The following is a 20,836-nucleotide window of genomic DNA, read 5'->3' as shown; positions in this document are numbered from 1 at the left end:
CATCAGCGCTCGGCGCCGCCGGCCGGACGGCCCCGGTGTGGTTGCAGGAGGTCGAGGACGGCCTGGGTGACCTCGCCGGGGGGCCGGCCGTCGGTGGCCACGACCGCCCCGGCGGCCTCGGTGTACAGATGCCGGGGTGCCTGCGTCAGCTCCGGCCACTGCTTGCGGGGGTCGACGGCCGGCAGCGGCCGTGCCACGTTCAGTCCGGCCCCTCGTGCTCGGCGACAGCGGTGGCCACGGACGCCCTCTCCAGCGCGCGGAAGTGCGCCTCGCCCTCGTCGAGGATTATCTCCGCGACGGCGCGGCCCTGCGCGGTGACGATGTCGTCGTCGGTGTCCCGGAAGCCGCAGCCGAGCAGCCGGGTGGCCGAGCGGCCGCCGGCGTACGTCAGCTCGCGGAGCGGACCCGGTCATGGGCTTCGGAGAACTGGTGATAGACAGCGAGCTTGTAATATTCCTCGCTGTGTGACAGTGCACCGGCGTAAACGAGCACACGCTCACCCTCGTACGCGTACGGCACACTTCTGGCGAATTTCTCGAGTTTCGGCTCGATACGAGCGGGAAGTGCTGCCGGGTCCGTGGTCCTTGTGGAAAAACTGATCCGCTCGATCTTCGAAGAATCCCAGCCGAAGGTGGGGTACAGCGCTGACGAGGTCTCGATGAAGTCCAGCAGCTGCTCGCTCGGCTCCGGCAGTCCGAAGTCGCGAATCATCGACAGGACTGCTTTGCGCTCGACGTATTCGGCGGAGAGTCCGTTGAAGTACACGTTCCACGTTCTGCGCGCATAGTCGATCGCGATGGCCGACACCTTGCCGTCCAGGCCATAGTGGGCGAACGTGCTCACGTGCTCGGACAGACCGCGGGGCATGGACGGGACGCCGGCGAGCTCTGCCAGTCCCTGCAAGTCGCCCAGCGGGAAGAAGGCGTAGGACTTGCTGAAGCCGCCGTTGATCCTGTAGTCGACGCCGAAAGCCTGAACGGGGAATCGCGCCTGGAGGTCCGAGAAAAGAGCGCGGACCGGATGGTCCGTTTCATCGGCAAGGCCGTGCGACAGGGCAAGCGCATAGGGGTCGCCGGCGCTCGGCGACATCATGAAGTCGAAGGAGAGGTCTCCGATGCGGCCCCCGCTGGTCACCATGTTGAAGACAATGGGCGAAGTGATCACGTCCTGGAACGCGGTCAGGGCCGGCCACATCTTGTCGCGCGAGCAGGGTATGTCCAACAGCCCGGCCGCTTCCTCCACGGCCGAGTACAAGCGTTCTGTATGAGCTTTTTCGGACATCAAATCCCCAGGTGTCGGTGTGGAACGTCTGCTTGCTGCTCGTACAGATGAGGACCGCTGTCACGACCCGGAGTCCTCTGGAACGGCCAGACCTCGTGCTCGGCGAACGGCGCGGTTCCTGCCCCGCAGCTCAACTGCGGCGGCGAAGCCCCGCGGTGCGCCGTCAGCCATGGTTTCCCCCAAGCGGCGAGTTCGGGCCGTACGGGCTCAATCATCGTTTCCGCGGCTCGGGGACCAGTCGAGAAAGCACTGAACCGCCTCTCCGTGCACTCCCGGGCTCCGGACGGACGAGAGGCATCAACGCCTTGGAGTCCACATCCTGTGCTCCAGCCGGGCTCCAGGACCCCGAAAGGGGACCCCGTGCATTCTGTGCGGGAGGCCTTTGATCTTCCGTCACAACGCAACACTCCTCGGGGAGGGGACATGATCCAGCGCAGAACCGTCCTCAAGACAGGGGCGGCTCTCACCGGCGCTCTCGGTGGTGCGGGCCTGCTGGTGCCCGCCATGTCCAGCCCTGCACAGGCCACCGACCTGGACCCGACGACCATCCCGCAGTTCCAGCAGGCGATGCCGGTGCCCAAGGTGCTGCAGCCGACGCGCGTGTCCGGCACGACCAGCTACTACGAGATGACCATGAAGGAAGCGGACGCGGAGATCCTGCCGGGGCGCCTGACCCGGGTCCGTACCTTCAACGGGAACTTCCCCGGTCCCCTCATCAAGGCGGTCTCCGGTCGGCGCGTCGTGGTCAAGCAGACCAATGGGCTGAGCGTGCCCGCCTCGGTCCACCTGCACGGCGCCCATGTTCCCCAGAGCAGCGACGGCTCCCCCATGGACCTCATCGCGCCGGGCGGCGGGACGAAGACGTACACGTACCCCAACGCTCAGCCGCACGCGAACCTGTGGTTCCACGATCACGCCCACCACCTGGAGTCGGAGACCGTCTACCGCGGGCTGACCGGCTTCTATCTGCTCACCGACGACGTGGAGCGGAGCCTGGATCTTCCCTCGGGCACCTACGACGTGCCGATCGCGTTGCGTGACGCGCGCTTCGACGACAGCGGTCAACTCGTCTACTCCATGGGCGACTTCATGAAACGCACGGTGCTGCTGGCGAACGGCAGGGCCTGGCCGTACTTCGCGGTCGCCGCCCGCAAGTACCGCTTCCGGCTGTTCAACACGGCCAACCTCCGGTTCTTCACGTTGCAGTTGTCCGACGGTTCGGCCTTCCAGCAGATCGGCTCCGACGGCGGGCTGCTGGAGAAGCCGGTCGACGTGACATCCGTGACTCTCTCGCCCGGTGAGCGCGCCGACATCGTCGTCGACTTCTCCCGGTACGCCGCCGGCACCAGGCTGATCCTCGCCAACACCGCGCCGATGCTGCCCGGCGACCCCGCCGACCAGGTCGGCAGGGTCCTGCAGTTCCGGGTCACCGGTCCCGCCGTGGACACCAGCAGCGTGCCCGCCACCCTGCGCAAGCTGCCCGCCCCGGGCAGCGCCACGGTCAACCGCAGCTTCGAGCTGAGCATGGACGAGACCGGCGCGACCATGGACGCGTTCATCAACGGCAAGGCGTACGACATGGACCGGATCGACACCGAGGTCGAGTACGGGGCCACGGAGATCTGGACCGTGCACAACGCCAATGTCTTCACTCCGCACAACTTCCACATCCACCTGGTGCAGTTCCGCGTACTGGAGCGCGACGGCAAGCCCGTCACATCCGGACCTGAGAGCGGGCTGAAGGACACCGTCGCCATCCCGCCCGGGGGCACGGTCAAGCTGCAGGCGACCTTCACGGGCTACGAGGGCACGTACGTGTACCACTGCCACATGTTCGACCACGCGGCGATGGGCATGATGGCGAACTTCCGTGTCACCAAGAACCCAAGCACCACCTAGGCAGCAGGGCCGCCGCCGTGGGTGAGCCGTGACGTCCACGACGCACCGGGCCTGGTGCCTGGCGCCCCGCAGTGCCGGACGTCTCGGCCAGGCCTGGATCAGCCGGCGAAGGACGCCGGCCGGCCGCTTGTGAGGTGCGCGAGGTGTCCCTTGCGGGAGAATCCTTCTTCGGTGACGTCGTGGGGGGTCAGCCTGCTTCTTCCGACGAGGAGTTGGCGTGCCGCCAGGTGGTCGGCGGGGCGGTTGACGGATTCGACCGCCTGCAGCGTCTGCCCGCGGAAGAGCAGGACGGAGAACGCCTCGGGATCGTCCCCGAGGACCACCTCGCTGTCGTGGCCCTCGTCGAGTCCGGCGATCTGCAGGGTCGTGGAGAACTGGTCGCTCCAGAACCAGGGAACTTCGTCGTAGGACCGGTCCGCCCCGGTCAGTCGTCGGGCGACGAACCGGGCGTGGCCCACCGCGTTCTGCACGGATTCGAGCCGCATACGGTTCCCGGAGGACACCTGTGGGAACGCCGCGCAGTCGCCGATGGCCGAGATGTGCGGGTCCTCGGTGAGCAGCCGCGCGTCGACGGTGATCCCCCCTGTGACCGGGAGGCCGGCCGCGGCGGCCAGTTCCGTGCGCGGGGTGACGCCGACGGCGACCAGGACCAGGTCGGCCGGCAGGCGGCTGCCGTCCGTCAGCTGCACCGCCGCCACGCGTCCCCACCGGTAGGTGCCGCGCAGGGCCGCGACGCCCCGGCCGAACAGCAGCCGGGTGCCCTCCCGGCGATGCAGCCGCGTGAAGTGCTCGGCGGTGGGCGCGGAGGCGACGCGGGTGAGCGGGCGGCCCCGCGCCTCGACGACCGTCACCTCGCAGCCCGAGCCGCGTGCTGCTGCGGCGGCTTCCAGGCCGATGAACCCGGCCCCGATCACCACGACGCGCTCGGCGACGGTGAGTGCGTCGCGCAGCGCGGCGGCGTCCCGTGCGGTGCGCAGGGTGTACACGCCGCGCAGCCCGGCTCCCGGCACGTCGAGGGTGCGGGGGCGGGCGCCGGTGGCCAGCACGAGATGGCCGTAGTCACAGGCGGTGCCGTCGGCGAGGCGGACCGTGCGGGCGGCCCGGTCGATCTCGGTCACGGTGCCCGTGACCAGGTCGATCGACTGCCGTCCGTAGTACGTCACGGGCCGCAGCCACAGCTGTGTCTCGTCCGCCTCGCCCTTGAGGTACGCCTTGGACAGCGGCGGCCATTCGTAGGGGAGGGCGTCCTCGGCGCTGATGAGCGTGATGCGCCCGGCAAAGCCCTGCTCGCGCAGGGACGCCGCCGTCCGGTAGCCGCCCTGCCCGGCGCCCACGACGACCACGGACGCGGGCTGCACGTGATGGGACATCAGTCCTGCCGTTCGGGGGTGTGGACGATCAGGCCGTCCATCGCTTCGGTCACCTTCAGCTGGCAGCTGAGCCGGCTGTTGGGCCGGCGGGTGCACGCGGTGAAGTCGAGCATCTCGTCCTCGCCCGGCTGACGGGGTTCCAGCTTGTCCAGGGTGGTCTCGTCGACGTACACATGGCAGGTCGCGCACTGCATGTTGCCGCCGCACTGGGCGACGACGCCTTCGACGTCGTTGAATACGGCACCGCGCATGACGCTCGTGCCGACGGGGACGTCGATGGACCGCTCGTTGCCGCTGGAGGAGACGTACGTGATCTTGGGCATGGAAGAACTCCAAGCGCTCGGCCGCGCGCGGCACGCAGGCTGTGACCCGGATACCGATCAAGCGGCCGGTGAAGAGTGGTGGAGTACCGCTGGAGAGTTGGTGGGGACGCGACACCTCGCCAACTCGCCGTCGCACAGCGGTCGTTGGGACATGTGATATCCCAAGCCGGGTACAGAGCGGCAGAACCGGACCGTACCAGAGGACTTTCCCGCGCGCCAGGACCGGCCCGGCTCGAGAAGCGCTAGGGCGTGCGGCGGCGCGGTTCGGGCAGGTGGTGGGTCATGAACGGGCGGGAGGTGATGAACTCCCGGAACTTCAGGGCGGCTTCGGACAGGTAGGCGTCGCGGCGCCAGACGAGGGAGAGCAGCCGGTAGCAGGCGGGGGCGTCCAGGTGCACCCAGGCCACCGGGACACGTGTCTCGGTGCCGGCCTGCCGGGACATCGCCGGGATCAGTCCGATGCCGAGACCGGCGCTGATCAGGACCTGGCTCGCGCCCGGCTCGTCGCCCTCGCACGACAGCACCGGCGTGAGCCCCTCTGATGCGAACAGCCGGTCCAGGAGGGTGCGTTGCCAGTGGTTCTTGCGTGTGGTGACGAAGGGCTCGCCGGCGATCTCGGGGATCGTCACGCTCTCCCGCCCGTCCAGCCAGTGGCCGCGCGGAACGGCGAGCAGCACCTCTTCGCGGGTGAGCTCGATCGACTCCAGGTGCGGGCCGGTCAGCGACTGTGAGGCGACGCAGAAGTCGACCTCGCCCACGCGCAGCTGGCGTTCCATCTCCTCCGCGTTCGACTGGAAGAGCCGTACGTCGGCGCGGGGTTGGGTGGCGCGGAAGCTGCCGAGGACCGTGGTGATGGTCAGGAGGGTCTCGCAGGCGATGCTGACCCGGCCGAGTCCCAGGTCGCCGGCCTCGCGTACGGCCCTGATGCCGTCGTCGAGTTCGCTGAGGGCGCCGTCGACGTGGCGCAGGAACATCGCCCCGTACTCGTTGAGCCTGATCCCGCGGCCCTGCCGCTCGAACAGCGGGGAGCCCAGCTCGGCCTCCAGGCGCGCGATGGTGCGGCTGAGCGAGGGCTGGGCGATGCCCAGTTCCTCCGCGGCGCGGCTGATGTGCTCGAAACGCGCTACAGCCTGGAAATAGCGCAATTGCAGCAGATCCACGATCCACCTTCACTTATGCCTGTGGAGGCATCGTCCCATGGCAAAACCGGTCTTGGAAATGCATAAGCATTGTCTCTACGGTCTCACCAGGGTCATCGCACAGGTGACGGGCGACGGCGCCCGGCGCCTGTACACGCGACGCGAGGACCCCCGTACCTGTCCTCCCCCGTCGTCCTGTCGTCGTTGTCGTCTTTCCGTCACCCTCCGGCAAGGAAGGTCCCGCCATGAGCGCTGCGGATCTGGCCCGGCTCCAGTTCGCGGCCACCACCGGTATCCACTGGCTGTTCGTGATCCTCACCATGGGTCTCGTGCCGCTGGTGGCCTTCATGCACACCCGGGCCGCGTACACCAAGGACGCCGCCAAGAGGGCCGTGCGCGAGCGCATGACCCGCTTCTGGGGCCAGCTGTACGTCATCAACTACGCGGTCGGCATCGTCACCGGCCTCGTCATGGAGTTCCAGTTCGGGCTCAGCTGGAGCGGCCTGAGCAAGTTCGCGGGCAACGTCTTCGGCGCCCCGCTCGCCCTGGAGACCCTCGTCGCCTTCTTCGCCGAGTCCACCTTCCTCGGCATGTGGATCTTCGGCTGGGGCCAGCTGCGCCGCGGCGTGCACGTCACGCTCATCTGGCTCGTCGCCCTGACCGCGTACGCCTCCGCGTACTTCATCCTCGTCGCCAACGGCTTCCTGCAGCACCCGGTCGGCTACAAGGTCCGCGGCGGCACCGCCTACCTGACCGACTTCGGGGCGCTGCTCACCAACGGCAATGCCCTGGTCGCCCTCGGCCACGTCGTGCTGGCCGCGCTCACCACCGGCGGGGTCTTCATGCTCGGCATCAGTGCCTGGCACTTCGCCCGCGGCACCAAGGAGACCGAGCTGTTCCGCAGCTCGATGCGGCTGGGCACCTGGGTGTCCATGCTCGCCTCCTTCTTCGTCGTCGTCGTCGGCCAGCTGCAGATGCCGGTGATCAAGCGGACGCAGCCCATGAAGTACGCCGTCCTGGAGGACTCCGGCGTCGCCGAAGCGCAGCGCCGGCTCGTCGAACAGCACGGGCCGGGCACCTACGTGCCGCACGAGAGCTGGGTCCACATCGGGATGAACTCGATGACGATCATCGGCAACACCATCTCGACCCTCACGTTCATCGCCGTCTTCCTGCTGTGGAAGGACCGGCTGGTGCGCTGGCGCTGGGTCTCCTACCTGATGACCGCGATGATCCCGTTCGCCTTCATCGCCTCGGTCGGCGGCTGGGTCGTGCGCGAGGTCGGGCGTCAGCCCTGGCTCGTCTATGGCCAGTTGAGGGTCGAGGACGCCGTCTCCCAGGTCAGCAGGACGTCCTTGCTCGTCTCCTGCACCCTGTTCATCGCGATCTTCGTCGCGCTGGCGGTCACGAACTGGACCCTGATCACCCGCTTCGCTGTGCGGGGCCCCGACGCGGCACAGATCGGCGCCACCGAGCCGCTGCCCGAGGAACTGCCCGAGGACCCCGTCGGCGGCATCGGCGACAAGCAGCCGGCCCCGGCGTTCTGAACCGGCCTTCGATCCGAGAGAGTTGAGCGACATGAGTCTGGAGACCGCCTGGCTGGGCGTGCTCGGCCTGATGCTCGCCGGGTACTTCGTGCTCGGCGGATACGACTACGGCGCACAGATGCTCCATCCCTTCCTCGGCGGCAGCAGGGACGGGCAGGAGGCCGACCGGAGCGGCAGGAACCCGGCCCTGGAGGCCATCGCCCCGTTCTTCCTCGGCAACGAGGTGTGGCTGGTCGCCTTCGCGGGTGTGATGTTCGGCGCCTTCCCGCACCTGGAGGGCAACCTGCTGTCCGGCCTGTACCCGCTGCTCGTGGCCATCCTCGCCGGGCTGGTCCTCGGCAACGCCGCCGTCCAGCTGCGCCGCCGCGCCCACGGCGCGCGCGCCCGGCGTGCCTGGGACGTGCTGGTCGTCGTCGGCGGCGCGCTGCCCGCCGTGTGCTGGGGACTGGTGGTGGGTCTGCTCCTGCACGGTGTACCCCGCCGCGCCGACGGCAGCTTCCACGTCGGGTTCGGTGCGGTGTTCCACCCGTTCGTGCTGGCCTGCGGCGCGACCGTCCTGCTGCTGTTCGCGGCGCACGGCGCCGCCTTCGTCGCCGTGCGCTCACAGGCGGAACCCGGCGAAAAGGCGGGGCGGTTGGGCGTCAGGCTGATGGCCGCGAGCGCGGCGACGGCACTGATCGCCCTGCTGCTCACCCTCTTCGGCGCGGGCGCCTCCATGACCAACCGGACCGCCTCCGTGATCATCGCCGTTGCCGTCGCCGCGGCGTACGGCGCCGCCTGGTGGTCCTTCTCCGCCGGGAACCACGTCCGCGCGTTCGTGTCCACGTGTCTGGCCACCGCGCTGCCCGTGATCCTGCTGGGGGCGGGCCAGTACCCGTACCTGCTGATCAGCTCGGCGGGCCACGGCCTGCACATCGACGACGCCATCACCGACCACGCCACGTTGAAGATCCTCAGCGTCTTCGGCTTCTTCATCGTCCCCACGATCCTCGCGTACCAGGCGTGGAGCTGGTGGGCCTTCCGGGGACGCACGGGGCGTCGTCACCTCAGCTACTTCTGAGCAACTGCTTCGCAGGCCGCGGCCGCACGGGGAGGGATAGCGCATGAAACCGGTCGAACGCCGCCTGGTGCGGGAACTGCCGGTGCTGCGGCGCCACTTGGCGCGCTCCGCGGCCATGGCGCTCCTCGCCGCGGGGCTCGTCGTCGCCCAGGCGACACTGCTGGCGACCGTTCTCGCGGACGGCTTCGCCGGGCACCCGGTCACCTTCGCGGCGCCGGCCGCGCTGGGTGCCGTCGTGGCGGGGCGCGCGGCTCTCGCCTGGGCCCGCGGCGTGCTCGCGCACCGCGCCGCGGCCGACGCCAAGCACGCGCTGCGCGACAGGCTCACGGACCGGCTCAGCCGCACCGCACCGCTCCGGCCGGCGGCACGCCGCCACGGTGAGACGGCCACCTTGCTGCTGCGCGGCCTCGACGCCCTGGACCCGTACGTCATCGGCTCCCTGCCCACGATGACGGCCGCCGCCGTGGTACCTGTCACGGTCCTCGCCTGGCTGTGCGCGACCGACTGGTCCTCGGCGCTGATCATCCTCATCACGCTGCCGCTGATCCCCGTCTTCGGGGCGCTCGTCGGCCTGCACACCGCCCGGCGCACCGCCCGGCAGTGGCGGCTGCTGGCCCGGCTCGGCGGTCATTTCCTGGACGTCGTGGCCGGGCTGCCGACGCTGCGCGCGTTCGGCCGCGAGCAGTACCAGGCCGAGCGGGTCGGCGAGATGGCCCAGGCCCACCGGCGGGCCACCATGCGCACGCTGCGCCTGGCGTTCCTCTCCTCCTTCGTCCTGGAGACCGTCGCCACCCTGTCCGTGGCGCTCGTGGCCGTTCCCGTCGGGCTGCGGCTGCTGGACGGCACCATGGACCTGCGTACCGCCCTGATCGTGCTGTTCCTCGCCCCCGAGGCCTATGTGCCGCTGCGGGCGATGGGCGCCGCCTTCCACGACAGCGCCGAGGGCGTCACGGTGGCCGAGCAGGTCTTCGCGACTCTCGACGAGCGCGAGGCGGGCACCGGGCACACGGCCGACCGCGCCCCGACGCCCGACGCCCGCACCGCCCCCCTGCACCTCGACGGCGTCACCGTCCACTATCCGGGCCGCACCGCCCCCGCCCTGGACCGCGTGTCGCTCGACGTCCACCCCGGCGAACACATCGCCCTGGTCGGCCCCAGCGGCGCGGGCAAGTCCACGCTGCTCGCACTGCTTCTCGGTTTCGTGACCCCCTCGGCGGGCCGGATCACGGTCGGCGGCACCGATCTGACCTGCCTCGACCCCGACGACTGGCGCGCTCGGCTGGCGTGGGTGCCCCAGCGTCCGCACCTGTTCGCGGCGTCCGTCGCGGACAACATCCGTCTCGGGCGCCCCGGCGCGAGCGCGGCCGAGGTGCGGCAGGCGGCCCGGGACGCGTACGCCGACCACTTCATCGAGGCACTGCCGCAGGGCTACGACACGCCGCTCGGCGAGCACGGCGCGGGCCTGTCCGCCGGTCAGCGCCAGCGCATCGCGCTCGCCCGCGCCTTCCTCAAGGACGCCCCCGTACTGCTGCTCGACGAGCCGACCGCGCACCTCGACCCCGCCAGCGAGGCCGCCGTCACACAAGCCACGGTACGTCTCATGCGCGGCCGCACCGCGATCGTGGTGGCCCACCGCACGAGTCTGCTGCCGTACGCCGACCGCATCGTCACGGTGCGGGCCGGTCACCTCCGGACGCCCCGACTGGTTCCCGCGGAAGGGCCGGTGACCGCATGACCCTGTACGCAGCGGCCGACAGCCGCACAGGCTCCCGCCCGGCGGCCGTACCCCCCGTCCGGCCGTCGGGCGGGTCCCGCCCGGCCCTGCGCCTTGTGCGCCGGCTTCTTCCGTACTGGCGCCGGCTCCTGCCCGCCGCACTCGCCGCGGCCGGCAGCGAGCTGGCCGCCGCCGCGCTCATGGCCACCGCGTCCTGGCTGATCACGCGGGCCGCGCAGCAACCGCCGATCGCTTCGGTGAGCCTCGCGATCGTCGCCGTACGCGCCCTGGCGCTGGGGCGCGGAGCCCTGCGCTACAGCGACCGGCTCCTTGGCCACGACGGTGTCCTGCGGGCCGTCGCGGGCTTCCGCACCCGGGTGTACGAGGCGCTGGTGCCCCTCGCGCCCGCGGGCACGCCCGCCTTTCGCAGCGGCGACCTGCTGACCCGCCTCGTCGACGACGTCGACGCCGCCCAGGATCTGCTGCTGCGGGTCCTGCTGCCGGCCGTGGCCGCAGGCACGGTCTGTGTCGCCGCCACCACGACGGCCTCGCTGCTGCTGCCCCAGGCCGGCATCCTGCTCGGGCTGCTGCTCGCCGTGGCCGCCCTGCTCGTGCCGGCGGCGGTGCTCGCCGTGGCCCACCCGGCGGGCCGGGAACAGGCGGCGGTACGCGCCGAACTCGCCGCGCACGTCGTGGACCTGACCCAGGGGGCGGCGGACCTCGCCGCGTACGGCGCCCAGGGCCGCGCCGCCGAGCGCGCCCGGCGCGCCGCCTTGCGGATCGCCCGCCTCGAGCGGCGCCGCGCCCTGACCACCTCGCTGGCCTCCGGCGTGCTTCTGCTGCTCCAGGGCACGGCCCTGGTCGCCGTCACCTGGAGCGCGCTGCGCGCCCATGCCGACGGCCGGCTGCCCGCCGTACACCTCACGGTTCTCGCGGTCCTCGCCCTGGTCTCCTTCGAGGCCCTCGAGCCGCTGCCGGCGGCCGCGTTCCGCCTCGCCGAAGTACGTGCCCGGGCACGCCGGCTGGCCGACCTCTTCGACACCCCGGCCCCGGTCACCGAGCCGGCCGTCCCGGCCGCGCTCACCGTCGACGGTCCGCTCGGCGTGCACATCGAGAATCTGACGGTTCGTCACCGCCCGGACGGCCCACCGGCCCTGGACGGGGTGAGCCTGCACCTGCCGCCCGGACGGCGCACCGTGCTGCTCGGCGCCAGCGGTTCGGGGAAGTCGACCCTGATCGCGGCGCTCATGCGGTTCGTCCCCTACGAGGCCGGATGCATCCGCGTCGCCGGACGCGAACTGCGCGACTGCGCCGGTTCCGACGTACGGCGCGCGATCACCGGCATGACGCAGGACGCCCACCTCTTCCACGCCTCGATCCGGGCCAACCTTCTGCTGGCCCGGCCGGACGCCACCGACGCGGAGCTGCGCGACGCGGCGCGCAGGGCGCGGATCCTGGACTGGATCGAGTCCCTGCCCAAGGGCTTCGACACGTTCGTCGGCCAGGACGGCGCCGAGGCGTCGGGCGGCCAGCGCAGCCGGCTGCTGCTGGCCCGTGCGCTGCTGGCCGATCCGCCCGTCCTCGTCCTGGACGAGCCCACCGAGGGGCTCGACCCCGACACGGCGGCCGCTGTGCTCGCCGACATCCTCGACGCCACCCGTGGCCGCACCACCCTCCTGGTCACCCACGCACGACAGGGACTGGCCGCCGCCGACCAGGCCGTGACGCTCGACCGGGGGCGGATCCTCCCCGGAGCGGCACCCGAGCGCCCCTGGGGGGTGCCGTTCGGCTCACTCCCTGGATGAGTGGCTCCGATGTGTGTGCCGGCCGCGACCATGGTGAAGGCGCTCCTTGGTTCGTGTGCGACGGCAAACCTGGACGCTCCTGCGGACAGAAACAAAAAAGACGGCCCTGGAGACCAGGGCCGTCGGGTGTGCGGACAGCGCGGCCGTCCGGGCCCGCGGAGCCGGGTTCCGCGGGACCGGGCTCGACGCGCACGTCGGACTCGGTGAAGCAGGGTGCAGCTCCTTCGGAGCGCGCCTTACGGGCACAGGAGCCGCACCCCGCTTCATGCGGTCTCCGGCTACCGGTTCGCCAGCTGGTCCTTCAGCCGGTCCGCGAGCGCGAGGCGCTGCACCTTCAGCGTGGCGGTGCGCGGCAGTTCCTCCTCCGGGATCTGGACCGGGCCGGCCAGCTGGGGGAAGCCGGCCACGGCGGTGCGCCAGCGGTCCAGGTCCAGCGGCTCGTCGCCGTGGGTGCAGATCACCGGTACCGCCTCGCAGTTGGGGCCCTGGACGACGACCAGTTCGCTGAGTTCCGGCAGCTTGCCCAGCACGACGTCCTCGATCTCCAGGGAGCTGCGCACCCCGGGGATCATGTCGACCTCCCGGTCGAGCATGTGCAGACAGCCGAACCTGGTGAAGTAGCCGACGTCTCCGGTCCCCCACCATTCGCCCTTGCGGTTGCCGTCGTAGCGCTCCTGCTCGCCGAAGTACGTCTTGGCCAGGCCCGGCCAGGCGACCTCGATACGGCCGGGATTCTGCTCCGTCGGGCGCTTGCCGTCGCGGCTGACGACACGCACCTTCGCGGCACCCATCGGCATGGCCCAGCCGACGCAGCGTCCGTTCGCCCTGTGGGCGGAGTGGCGGAAGTAGGCGCGGCCGACGGCCGGGCCGACCTCGCTCTGCCCGTAGATCTGGAAGAACAGGGCCCCGCGCCGGGCGGAGGACTTGAGCAGCTTGCTCATCGTCCCGGGGTGGATCGCGTCGAAAGTGCTGCTGAAGACCTTCACCGACGCGAACGGCGCTCGCGGGTCCTCGGTGAGCCGCTCCCACTCCATCAGCGAGTTGGGCAGCGCCTCGATCAGGGCCGGGCGGTGCTCGAGGAACTGCTCGGCGACCTCGGCGGGGTCCGTCTCCCGCATGAGCAGGACCGGGTACTCCTTCAGCAGCGCCAGGGACATCGCCGCGACCATCCGCGAGTGCACGAAGGGCACGTGGATGGCGACGGTCTCCTTCTTCCGCATCAGGGACAGCAGCCGCCACTGCGGTACGAGGCGGATGCCCTGGGTGCGGGGGGTGTGCACGACGAGCTTGGGGATGCCGGTGGTGCCGGAGGTGTGGGTGATGACGGCGGCCTCGTCGATCGGCCGGACCACCGGCTTGACCCGCGGCGCGCCGGCGAGTCCGGCGAGCGAGACGGCCCCCGGACGGTCGCCGGCCGAGGTGATCACCCGCCGGGTGAGGTCCGCTAGCGGCACGTCGGCGAGGACGTCGAACTTGGTCCCGTCGGTGAGCAGGGTCGGCTGGTCGACCCGCCCCAGCAGGACGGTCACGGTCGCGGCGTCCAGGGCCGGCGACAGGTTCACGACGACCCCGCCGATACGGGACACCGCCGCGGCGAGCATCCAGTGGTCGGCGTTGGCCGTCTTGTAGATCACGACGCGCTCGTCGGGCCGGACACCGGCCGCCCACAGGCGGGCGGCCAGGTCGTCCACGTGCTCGGCGTACTGAGCCGCCGTCAGACGCCGGCCCGCCTCGGGCAGCGCGTCCAGATCGTGGTCCAGGACGATCGGCGTCGACGGGTTGACGGCCGCGGCCATCTCCGGCAGAAGACCGATGTGCAGACCGCGTTTCTGTATCGATTGATAGGCCACAGAGCCCTTCATCGGGCTGTCTCCTTTGCGGTGGGCGATGGAGTCGGGCTGTTCGCCGGCTCGGTGCGGGATGCCGGGACGCGCGCGGCGTCTTTGCGGAAAGGGACAGATGGGGAGCCGGCCGCGCACAGGCCGCGGCGGCGGCCCTGGAAGCACCAGGACCGCCGCCGCGTCGCCGGCTTCGGACCACGCGGTCACGTCGTCCGGGACGATGTCACCCTGAAAGGCCGTCAGGCCGCGCGGCCGGCCTTGAGCGCCGCCGCCGTCTCCGTGACCCGGCGGGCCTGGTAGCGGGCCCCCTGCAGAACGTCCTCGCTGGGGCCGCCGTTGCTGCCGCCGACGCCCGAGATGTGCGAGGTGCCGTACGGGTTGCCCGTCTTGAACTGGATCGGGTCGGTGTAGCCCGGCGGCACGATGATGCCGCCCCAGTGGTAGAAGGTGTTGCTCAGCGCCAGGATGGTGGATTCCTGGCCGCCGTGGGCGGTGCCGGTGGCGGTGAAGGCCGAGACGACCTTGTCGGCCAGTTCGCCCTTCTGCCACAGGGGACCCGCGCTGTCGATGAACGCCTTGAGCTGGCTGGAGACGTTGCCGAACCGGGTCGGGGTGCCGAACAGCACCGCGTCCGCCCAGCTCAGGTCGTCGAGGGTGGCCTCCTGGACATCGGCGGTGTCCTGGATGTGCCGGGCCCAGGCAGGGACGGAGTTGACCGCCTCCGACGGGGCCAGCTCGCGGACCTTGCGCAGACGCACGGCCGCGCCGGCCTTCTCCGCGCCCTCGGCCGCGGCCTGCGCCAGGGCGTGCAGGTTTCCGGTGGCGCTGTAGTAGATGATGGAGACGTTCACGGGTGCCATAGGGGATTCCTTCACTGACTCTCTGTCCGGTGGTGCCGGAGGGAACGGCCGGCGCGGTTCCCTTCGATGGGCGTCCCCGTGTGCCGGCTAGCGGGCGACGACGAGGGTGCCGGGCTCCGCGGCGTGGAACGAGACGTCCTCGAAGCCGGCCTTGACGAGCCAGTCGCGGTAGTCGCTGCGCCGCCAGGTGCTGCCCTGCCTGGTCTTGAGCAACATCTCCGAGGCGAAGATCAGCGGGAAGACCGGACCGCCGCGGTCGTCGTCGACGACGTAGTCGTTGACGACCAGGGTGCCGCCGGGCTTGAGGGCCTGCCGGAGCCTGGTGAAGACCTCCACGTTGCTCTCCGGGCCCTCCTGGTGGGCGATGTGGGAGTACACCGCGACGTCGTACTGCGCGGTACCGAAGTCGGTGGTGTGGAAGTCACCGTCGATGGTGGTGAACCGGTCCCCGACGCCGCGCTCGGCCAGCAGCCGGCGGGCGATCTCGTTGATCGGCTCCCAGTCGAGCTGGGTCGCACGGGCGGCGGGGTTGGCCTCCAGCCAGATGCCCGAGTAGATGCCCGAGCCACCGCCCACGTCGAGGATGGAGATCTCACCGGCGCCGGCCAGCCCGAGCACCTCGGCGGCGATCGTCGCGGCGGGTACCGACTGTGCGGCGATGGCCGTGACGATGCCCTCCCAGTGCGGGTTGTTGGCGACCTCGACCACCACGTCCTTCACCGGTCCCCCGACGCGGACCACCTCGGCCAGGTCGGTCAGGGCGCCCGTGTGCGTCAGCTTGAGCCTGGCGAAGGGGGCGAGCGAGACGGGGGTGTCCTCGACCAGGTACGTGGACGCCTCGGGGGTGTTGCGGTAGCGGCCCTCGTGCAGCTCGACCAGACCCACGCTGACCAGTCCGTCGAGGAGGGTCTGTGCGCCGCGCTCGGAGATGCCGGCGCGCTCGGCCAGTTCGGTGGCCGTGCCCGCGCCGCTCTCGAGGTGGGTGAAGAGCGAGTGGGTGGCGGCCGCGGCGAGAATGCCGGTGGCCCAGTAGCCGTTGATCAGCCGCATGATGCCGACGGGTGATGGCCGATTGTTCGTCATGCTGCCCCTCCGAGGACCCGTGTGAAGGACGAGTGGGTGCGCACCGCGCTGCGCAGGGCGCCCACGACCCGTTCGACCTGGTTCGACTTGAGTTCCGCGTGCATGGGTACGGCGAGTTGGCGCGCGAAGAGATCCGCCGAGACCGGGCACTTCTGCTGCGCCTGGAACACTGGCTGCACGTGGGCCGCGAACGTGCCGTGCCCGCAGCCGATGCCCTGGCCGCGCAGTTCGGCGGCGACCGCGGCGCGGTCCACGCTCGCGTCCAGCGTCACCATGTAGGTCTGCCAGGCGTGGGTGCGGTCCTCCGGGACGGTCGGCACCGTCAGGAGTTCCTCGTCCGCGAGGAGTTCGGCGTACTGCGCGGCGATGGCGTTGCGTCGCCCGAGCAGTTCGTCGATCCGGCCCAGCTGCACCTGGAGGATCGCCGCGGCGATGTCGGACAGCTTGAAGTTGTAGCCGATCTCGGTGAACGTCGGGATGGGCAGGCCGACGACGTTGCCCATGTCGAAGATGCTGCCGATGCCGAAGGAGGAGCGCAGCCGCGCGTCCTTGCCGATCTCCGGATCGCGGGCGAGCAGGGCGCCGCCCTCACCGCTGGAGGCGCCCTTGCGTCCGTGGAAGGACAGACAGCCCACCTCGGCGAGCGCACCGGCCTGGCGGCCCTGGTACGTCGCGCCGACCGCGCAGGCGGCGTCCTCGACGAGGAACAGGCCGTGGCGGTCGGCGATCGCCTGCAGTTCCGTGTAGTCGGCGGGCATGCCGACGGTGTCCACCGCGACGATCCCGACGGTGCGCGGGGTGACCAGGTCGGCCACCGCCTGCGGGTCGATGGTGCAGGTGTCGGGACGCACGTCGGCGAAGACCGGGACCGCGCCGACGTAGAGCGCGGCCTGTGCGGGCGCCGGGAACCCGTAGTCGGCGACGATCACCTCGTCGCCCGGCTTGACGTCGAGCGCCAGCATGGCCAGGTGGAGCGCGGCGCCGCAGTTGCTGACCGCGACGGCGTCACCGACGCCGTACTTCTCGGCCAGCCGGGCCTCCAGCGCCTTGCCCCGGGGACCCTGACCGGCGGGCCAGCCGGAGGCGAACACCTCGGCGACGGCCGCCAGTTCCCGCTCGCCGAGACTCGCGTGGACCAGGGGTATCGGTTCCATCGTGGTCACCTCCCACTCTTCGCGTGCGTTTGCCGGCCGGGGATGCGCGGGGCCGGCGGTTCGTAGCGCAGCGGCGTGAGCTGGCTGACGTCGTACCGCTTGCGCATCTCCTCCACGGCCGCGGGGTCCACCGCGGTACCCCGCGACCAGATCTCGGCGATCTCCTCGAAGTAGTCCTCGTGATCGGGCGAGGGGAAGCTCTGGAAGAGCATCTTCACCGGCTTGTCCGTGGCGTTCCGGAACGCGTGCGGGGTGCCGGGCGGCACGAACATGCAGCTGCCCTCACCCGCGCGGATGACGCGGTCGCCCTGGGCGGACGTCCAGTCGTGCCAGGTGTCCTTCGTGCGCTCGGTGGGCTCGAAGCACAGCAGGTCCAGCTCGCCGTCCAGGACGTAGAAGAACTCCTGGCCGTGTTCGTGCACATGGGCCCCGACGTCGAAGCCCGGCGGCACGATCACCTCGAAGATCGATACGGAGGATCCCATCGCCTTCGTGGCCTTGAACGTCACCTCCTGTGCCGGGGTGATCAGCTTTCGCCCAGCGCCCGCCGGGACGATGAGGTCAGTCATACGCTTCGCTTTCTTTCGTCCGTGCCCGGGCTCAGGCGGCGAGGGACCGGGGAGCGTCGGCGGACCAGGTGCCGAGCGCCATTTCGGCGGTGATGCCGGGGCCGAACCCCGCGATCAGACCGGTGGCGCCGGGAGCCGGGGTGTCCTCCTCGAACAGCCGGCGGGCGGCTTCGAGGACGACGGCGCTGGCGATGTTGCCGTACTCGCTCAGGGTCGACCAGCTGTGCCGGAACACGTCGCGGTCGACCTCGAGGAACTTGGCGAGGTCGTCGAGGATGCGGGGACCGCCGGCGTGGACGATGTAGAAGTCGAGCTTGCCGGCGTCCCAGCTGTGGTCCTTGGCCAGCTCGCGCAGCACCGGGGCGAGCGGCTCCATGGTGCCGGGCACGCGGCGGTCCAGCTGGAAGTGGAAGCCGGTGTCCTTGACGGCGTAGGAGATCCAGTCCTCGGTGTTCGGGATGAGGTAGGAGGCGTTGCGCTCCAGGTCGATGCCGGTGCCGCCGACGCCGCGCACGACGGCGGCGGCGACCGCGTCACCGAACAGGCCGTCGGACAGCAGCGAGCCGATGTCGTCGGCGGTGGGCTGGTAGCACAGTGAGCACAGCTCGCAGGAGACGATCAGGACGTTGCTGGCGGGGTGGGCCACGCAGAAGTCGTGGGCCCGGTTGATCGCCGCTCCGCCCGCCGCGCAGCCCAGCTGGGCGATGGGGATCTGCCGGGTGTCGGAGCGGAAGCCCAGCTTGTTGATCAGCCAGGCCGTCAGCGACGGCATCATGAAGCCGGTGCACGACACGTAGATGATCGCGTCGATGTCACGGGCCGCCACTTCGGCGTTGGCCAAGGCCCGTTCGATGACCTCGGGGGTGCGCTTCTTCGACTCGGCCTCGTAGATGCGGTTGCGCTCCTCGAAGCCCGGGTGCCGGAGCGTCTGCTCGATGGGCTGGACTATGTGCCGCTTCTTCACACCGGTGTTGCGGATCAGGCGAAGAGCCAAGGGAAGCTGCGGCTTGCCGGCATGCGCCTTTTCCGCAAATTCCAGAGTCTCTTCCACCGTGATGATGTTCTCCGGCGCGCTCATCGCCGGTTTGCATAGCCTGGGCATATCTGGAATCCACTTCTTTCGGAGTATCGACGGCAAGGGCAGTGGGCCAGAACTGACGGCACGTCATCTTTGTTGGCTCGCCAGTGAGTTGAGGCGCGGCACAGAACAGCACCGGCCGGCCGCGGGACGCGGCCGGCCGGTGCTGCACAGGGGTGACGGGAAAGCGGTGAACGAAACCCTGCGCGACGGTTCAGTGGGTTCGGCGCCACAGGGGCCGGGCGATGACCGTGGTCGGCACAGGAGGCGGCTTCAACGGCGGCCCGGGCAGGTCAGGTCGGGCGTCCTCCGGCTCCCCCAGGAGGTGTCCCGAGTTGCAGGGCCGCCACGGTCTCATTGCGGGGAACCGTCGTCACAGCCCTTGCCACTGCGCTACAGCGCTGCTGCCCCCGGCCTCGCGGATGAACTCGGCCCACTGCCACGTGGCTGATTTTGGGCAGGTTAGGGGTGCTGGAATCGTGACACAGGATGAGGGTCAACGCCAAGTACTCCATGACGTGACCCAAGTCATACTCAAGCCGGCCTGTTTGACGCAGCGAGCGCGCCGACGCGCCCGACGCCCACGGGAAAGGCGCCCACCGGTCGAGGACCCCAGCGGTGGTGGAGCACGAGCGGTGCCGTGGTGGAGCGGCGCTCAAGAACGAGTGGATCCCGGTGGGCGCGGACGAGTGGATCCGGGGGACGCGGCAGGAAAGCCGGTTCGCGTCCCGCACCCCGGCAGACGCATGACACACCACGTGAAGGCGCGCTGGCCAGCGACGTCCACGCGGGGTCCGGCCAGGACACCGCTGCCGCCGGCGCCCGCCCTGCCCGCTGCCCGCTGCCCGCTGCCCGCTGCCCGGGGACACGGATCCCCGGGAGATTCCGAACTGGCACTCGCCCGCGCGAGCACGTCACAGTTGTTCGGTCCTTGCCCGTCACATCGGTGGGCTCAGGCCTGTCAGATAAGCAAGGCACTGGTGGGAGGGTGTGACCCGATGAACGAAAACGAATGGCTGGCCGCTCGGTTCGAGACCGACCGTCCGCGGCTGCGGGCGGTGGCGTACCGGGTGCTCGGCTCGCTGACCGAGGCGGACGACGCCGTGCAGGAGGCCTGGCTCCGAGTCACTCGCGCGGACGCCGGATCGGTGGAGAACATGAGCGGCTGGCTCACCACCATCGTGGCCCGCGTGTCGTTGAACATGCTGCAGTCCCGCAAGTCGCGCCGCGAGGATCTGGTGGACATCCCCGACGCCGACGGCTCGCCCCGCCCGGACACGGCGGCCGACCCCGAGCAGGAGGCGCTGCTCGCCGAGTCGGTCGGCGCCGCCATGTTCCTCATCCTCGACACGCTCACGCCCGCCGAGCGGCTGGCGTTCGTCCTGCACGACATGTTCGCGGTGCCCTTCGAGGAGATCGCGCCGATCGTGGACCGCACACCGGCCGCGGCCCGCCAACTGGCCAGCCGCGCCCGCCGCCGCATCCAGCGGCAGGGCGTCGACCCGGAGGCCGCGAGCGCGGCACCGAAGGAGGTGCCGGTCAGGGACGAGGGCGCCAAAACCGCCAGGGCCGGCAGGGCCGATTTCATCGACGCTTTCCTCACCGCTTCCCGCGAGGGCGACTTCGAGGCGCTGCTGGCCGTCCTCGCCCCGGACATCGTGGTCCGCGCCGACCAGGCGGCCGTGCGGATGGGCATGACCACGGGGATGAGCGTGGCCGAGGAGATCCGCGGCTCCGACGCCGTCTCCCGCGCCTTCGCCAATCTCTCCTGGGCCCCGGTGCCCGCCCTCATCGACGGGGCCGCGGGGCTGGCCTACGTCAGGGACGGCGTGCCGCAGGCCGTGTTCCGCTTCGCCATCGCCGACGGCCTGATCACCGGCATCGACATCCAGGCCGACCTGGCCGGCCTGAACGTCATCGTCCTGTGCTGACACGGCGCGAAGGGGGGCGGTCCGCGCCGGACCGCCCCCCTCGCCTTTCTCGTAGAGCCAGGTCCGCGCCGGGCTCACGTGTCTGGCCGGCCGCGGACCCCTGGGGACTGCGGCGAGTCAACACGCCCCGTTCCATGGCGTGGTCTCCTCGATCGGCTGCCCTCGGCCGCGTCGGGGCCGAC

16 protein-coding genes and 1 pseudogene are annotated in these 20,836 nt (G+C 70.7%); 6 read left to right on the top strand and 11 right to left on the bottom strand.

Annotation, left to right across the window (positions count from 1 at the left end):
* Nucleotides 1–2: 2 nt before the first annotated feature.
* Nucleotides 3–391 (bottom strand): annotated as a pseudogene (locus ACIBBH_RS28525) (shikimate kinase).
* Nucleotides 388–1,254, bottom strand: a complete 867-nt coding sequence (locus ACIBBH_RS28520) for an aromatic prenyltransferase (RefSeq protein ID WP_399409407.1) — start codon at nt 1,252–1,254, stop codon at nt 388–390. The pseudogene ACIBBH_RS28525 and the gene ACIBBH_RS28520 overlap by 4 nt, the downstream one beginning before the upstream one ends.
* A gap of 450 nt (nt 1,255–1,704) precedes the next feature.
* On the opposite strand from ACIBBH_RS28520, the gene ACIBBH_RS28515 reads away from it, so the two are divergent.
* A complete protein-coding gene (locus tag ACIBBH_RS28515) occupies nt 1,705–3,180 on the top strand; it encodes a multicopper oxidase family protein (protein ID WP_399409405.1) in 1,476 nt (491 codons plus the stop codon).
* 98 nt (nt 3,181–3,278) lie between these two features.
* Here ACIBBH_RS28515 and ACIBBH_RS28510 read toward each other — a convergent pair whose 3' ends face one another.
* The 3 genes from ACIBBH_RS28510 to ACIBBH_RS28500 all read right to left on the bottom strand — a co-directional run bounded on the left by ACIBBH_RS28510 (nt 3,279) and on the right by ACIBBH_RS28500 (nt 6,033).
* Nucleotides 3,279–4,550: an NAD(P)/FAD-dependent oxidoreductase gene (locus ACIBBH_RS28510; protein WP_399409403.1), complete on the bottom strand. Its 1,272-nt coding sequence runs from the start codon at nt 4,548–4,550 to the stop codon at nt 3,279–3,281.
* The gene (locus ACIBBH_RS28505) at nt 4,550–4,873 is read right to left on the bottom strand and encodes a 2Fe-2S iron-sulfur cluster-binding protein (RefSeq protein WP_399409401.1); all 324 of its coding nucleotides are present in this window, start codon (nt 4,871–4,873) and stop codon (nt 4,550–4,552) included. The genes ACIBBH_RS28510 and ACIBBH_RS28505 overlap by 1 nt, the downstream gene beginning before the upstream one ends.
* Before the next feature lie 242 nt (nt 4,874–5,115).
* The gene (locus tag ACIBBH_RS28500) at nt 5,116–6,033 is read right to left on the bottom strand and encodes a LysR family transcriptional regulator (protein ID WP_399409399.1); all 918 of its coding nucleotides are present in this window, start codon (nt 6,031–6,033) and stop codon (nt 5,116–5,118) included.
* A gap of 224 nt (nt 6,034–6,257) precedes the next feature.
* Here ACIBBH_RS28500 and ACIBBH_RS28495 point away from each other — a divergent pair, with 224 nt between their 5' ends.
* The 4 genes from ACIBBH_RS28495 to cydC are packed head-to-tail and all read left to right on the top strand — an operon-like array spanning nt 6,258 to nt 12,138.
* Nucleotides 6,258–7,559 (top strand): cytochrome ubiquinol oxidase subunit I, encoded by a 1,302-nt coding sequence (locus ACIBBH_RS28495; RefSeq protein WP_399409397.1) that lies wholly within the window; start codon nt 6,258–6,260, stop codon nt 7,557–7,559.
* A gap of 31 nt (nt 7,560–7,590) precedes the next feature.
* Nucleotides 7,591–8,619, top strand: a complete 1,029-nt coding sequence (locus ACIBBH_RS28490; RefSeq protein ID WP_399409396.1) for a cytochrome d ubiquinol oxidase subunit II — start codon at nt 7,591–7,593, stop codon at nt 8,617–8,619.
* A gap of 43 nt (nt 8,620–8,662) precedes the next feature.
* A complete protein-coding gene (gene cydD, locus ACIBBH_RS28485; RefSeq protein WP_399409393.1) occupies nt 8,663–10,354 on the top strand; it encodes a thiol reductant ABC exporter subunit CydD in 1,692 nt (563 codons plus the stop codon).
* Complete coding sequence (gene cydC / locus ACIBBH_RS28480) at nt 10,351–12,138, top strand: thiol reductant ABC exporter subunit CydC (protein WP_399409391.1); 1,788 nt, start codon at nt 10,351–10,353, stop codon at nt 12,136–12,138. Before cydD ends, cydC begins: the two co-directional genes overlap by 4 nt.
* 278 nt (nt 12,139–12,416) lie before the next feature.
* On the opposite strand, the gene ACIBBH_RS28475 is transcribed toward cydC, so the two are convergent.
* From ACIBBH_RS28475 to ACIBBH_RS28450, 6 genes are all read right to left on the bottom strand, one after another.
* Nucleotides 12,417–14,000 carry a class I adenylate-forming enzyme family protein gene (locus ACIBBH_RS28475; protein WP_399409389.1) on the bottom strand — a complete coding sequence of 528 codons (1,584 nt, stop codon included), beginning with the start codon at nt 13,998–14,000 and terminating at the stop codon, nt 12,417–12,419.
* A gap of 218 nt (nt 14,001–14,218) precedes the next feature.
* Nucleotides 14,219–14,839 carry an NAD(P)H:quinone oxidoreductase gene (wrbA, locus tag ACIBBH_RS28470; RefSeq protein ID WP_399409387.1) on the bottom strand — a complete coding sequence of 207 codons (621 nt, stop codon included), beginning with the start codon at nt 14,837–14,839 and terminating at the stop codon, nt 14,219–14,221.
* An 87-nt stretch (nt 14,840–14,926) separates the two neighbouring features.
* Nucleotides 14,927–15,922 carry a methyltransferase dimerization domain-containing protein gene (locus ACIBBH_RS28465; protein ID WP_399409385.1) on the bottom strand — a complete coding sequence of 332 codons (996 nt, stop codon included), beginning with the start codon at nt 15,920–15,922 and terminating at the stop codon, nt 14,927–14,929.
* A complete protein-coding gene (locus ACIBBH_RS28460; RefSeq protein WP_399409383.1) occupies nt 15,919–17,076 on the bottom strand; it encodes a DegT/DnrJ/EryC1/StrS family aminotransferase in 1,158 nt (385 codons plus the stop codon). Before ACIBBH_RS28460 ends, ACIBBH_RS28465 begins: the two co-directional genes overlap by 4 nt.
* A gap of 5 nt (nt 17,077–17,081) precedes the next feature.
* Nucleotides 17,082–17,645 (bottom strand): cupin domain-containing protein, encoded by a 564-nt coding sequence (locus ACIBBH_RS28455; RefSeq protein WP_399409381.1) that lies wholly within the window; start codon nt 17,643–17,645, stop codon nt 17,082–17,084.
* 31 nt (nt 17,646–17,676) lie between these two features.
* Nucleotides 17,677–18,747 (bottom strand): type III polyketide synthase, encoded by a 1,071-nt coding sequence (locus ACIBBH_RS28450; protein WP_399409380.1) that lies wholly within the window; start codon nt 18,745–18,747, stop codon nt 17,677–17,679.
* Between the two features lie 974 nt (nt 18,748–19,721).
* Here ACIBBH_RS28450 and ACIBBH_RS28445 point away from each other — a divergent pair.
* Nucleotides 19,722–20,654 (top strand): sigma-70 family RNA polymerase sigma factor, encoded by a 933-nt coding sequence (locus ACIBBH_RS28445; protein ID WP_399409378.1) that lies wholly within the window; start codon nt 19,722–19,724, stop codon nt 20,652–20,654.
* The last annotated feature ends 182 nt before the right edge of the window (nt 20,655–20,836 follow it).

The organism is Streptomyces sp. NPDC051636 (genome assembly GCF_044453765.1).
Classification (GTDB): Bacteria; Actinomycetota; Actinomycetes; order Streptomycetales; family Streptomycetaceae; genus Streptomyces.
The sequence above is the reverse complement of the archived record's forward strand: the minus strand, read 5'-3'. Positions and strand labels throughout refer to the sequence as shown.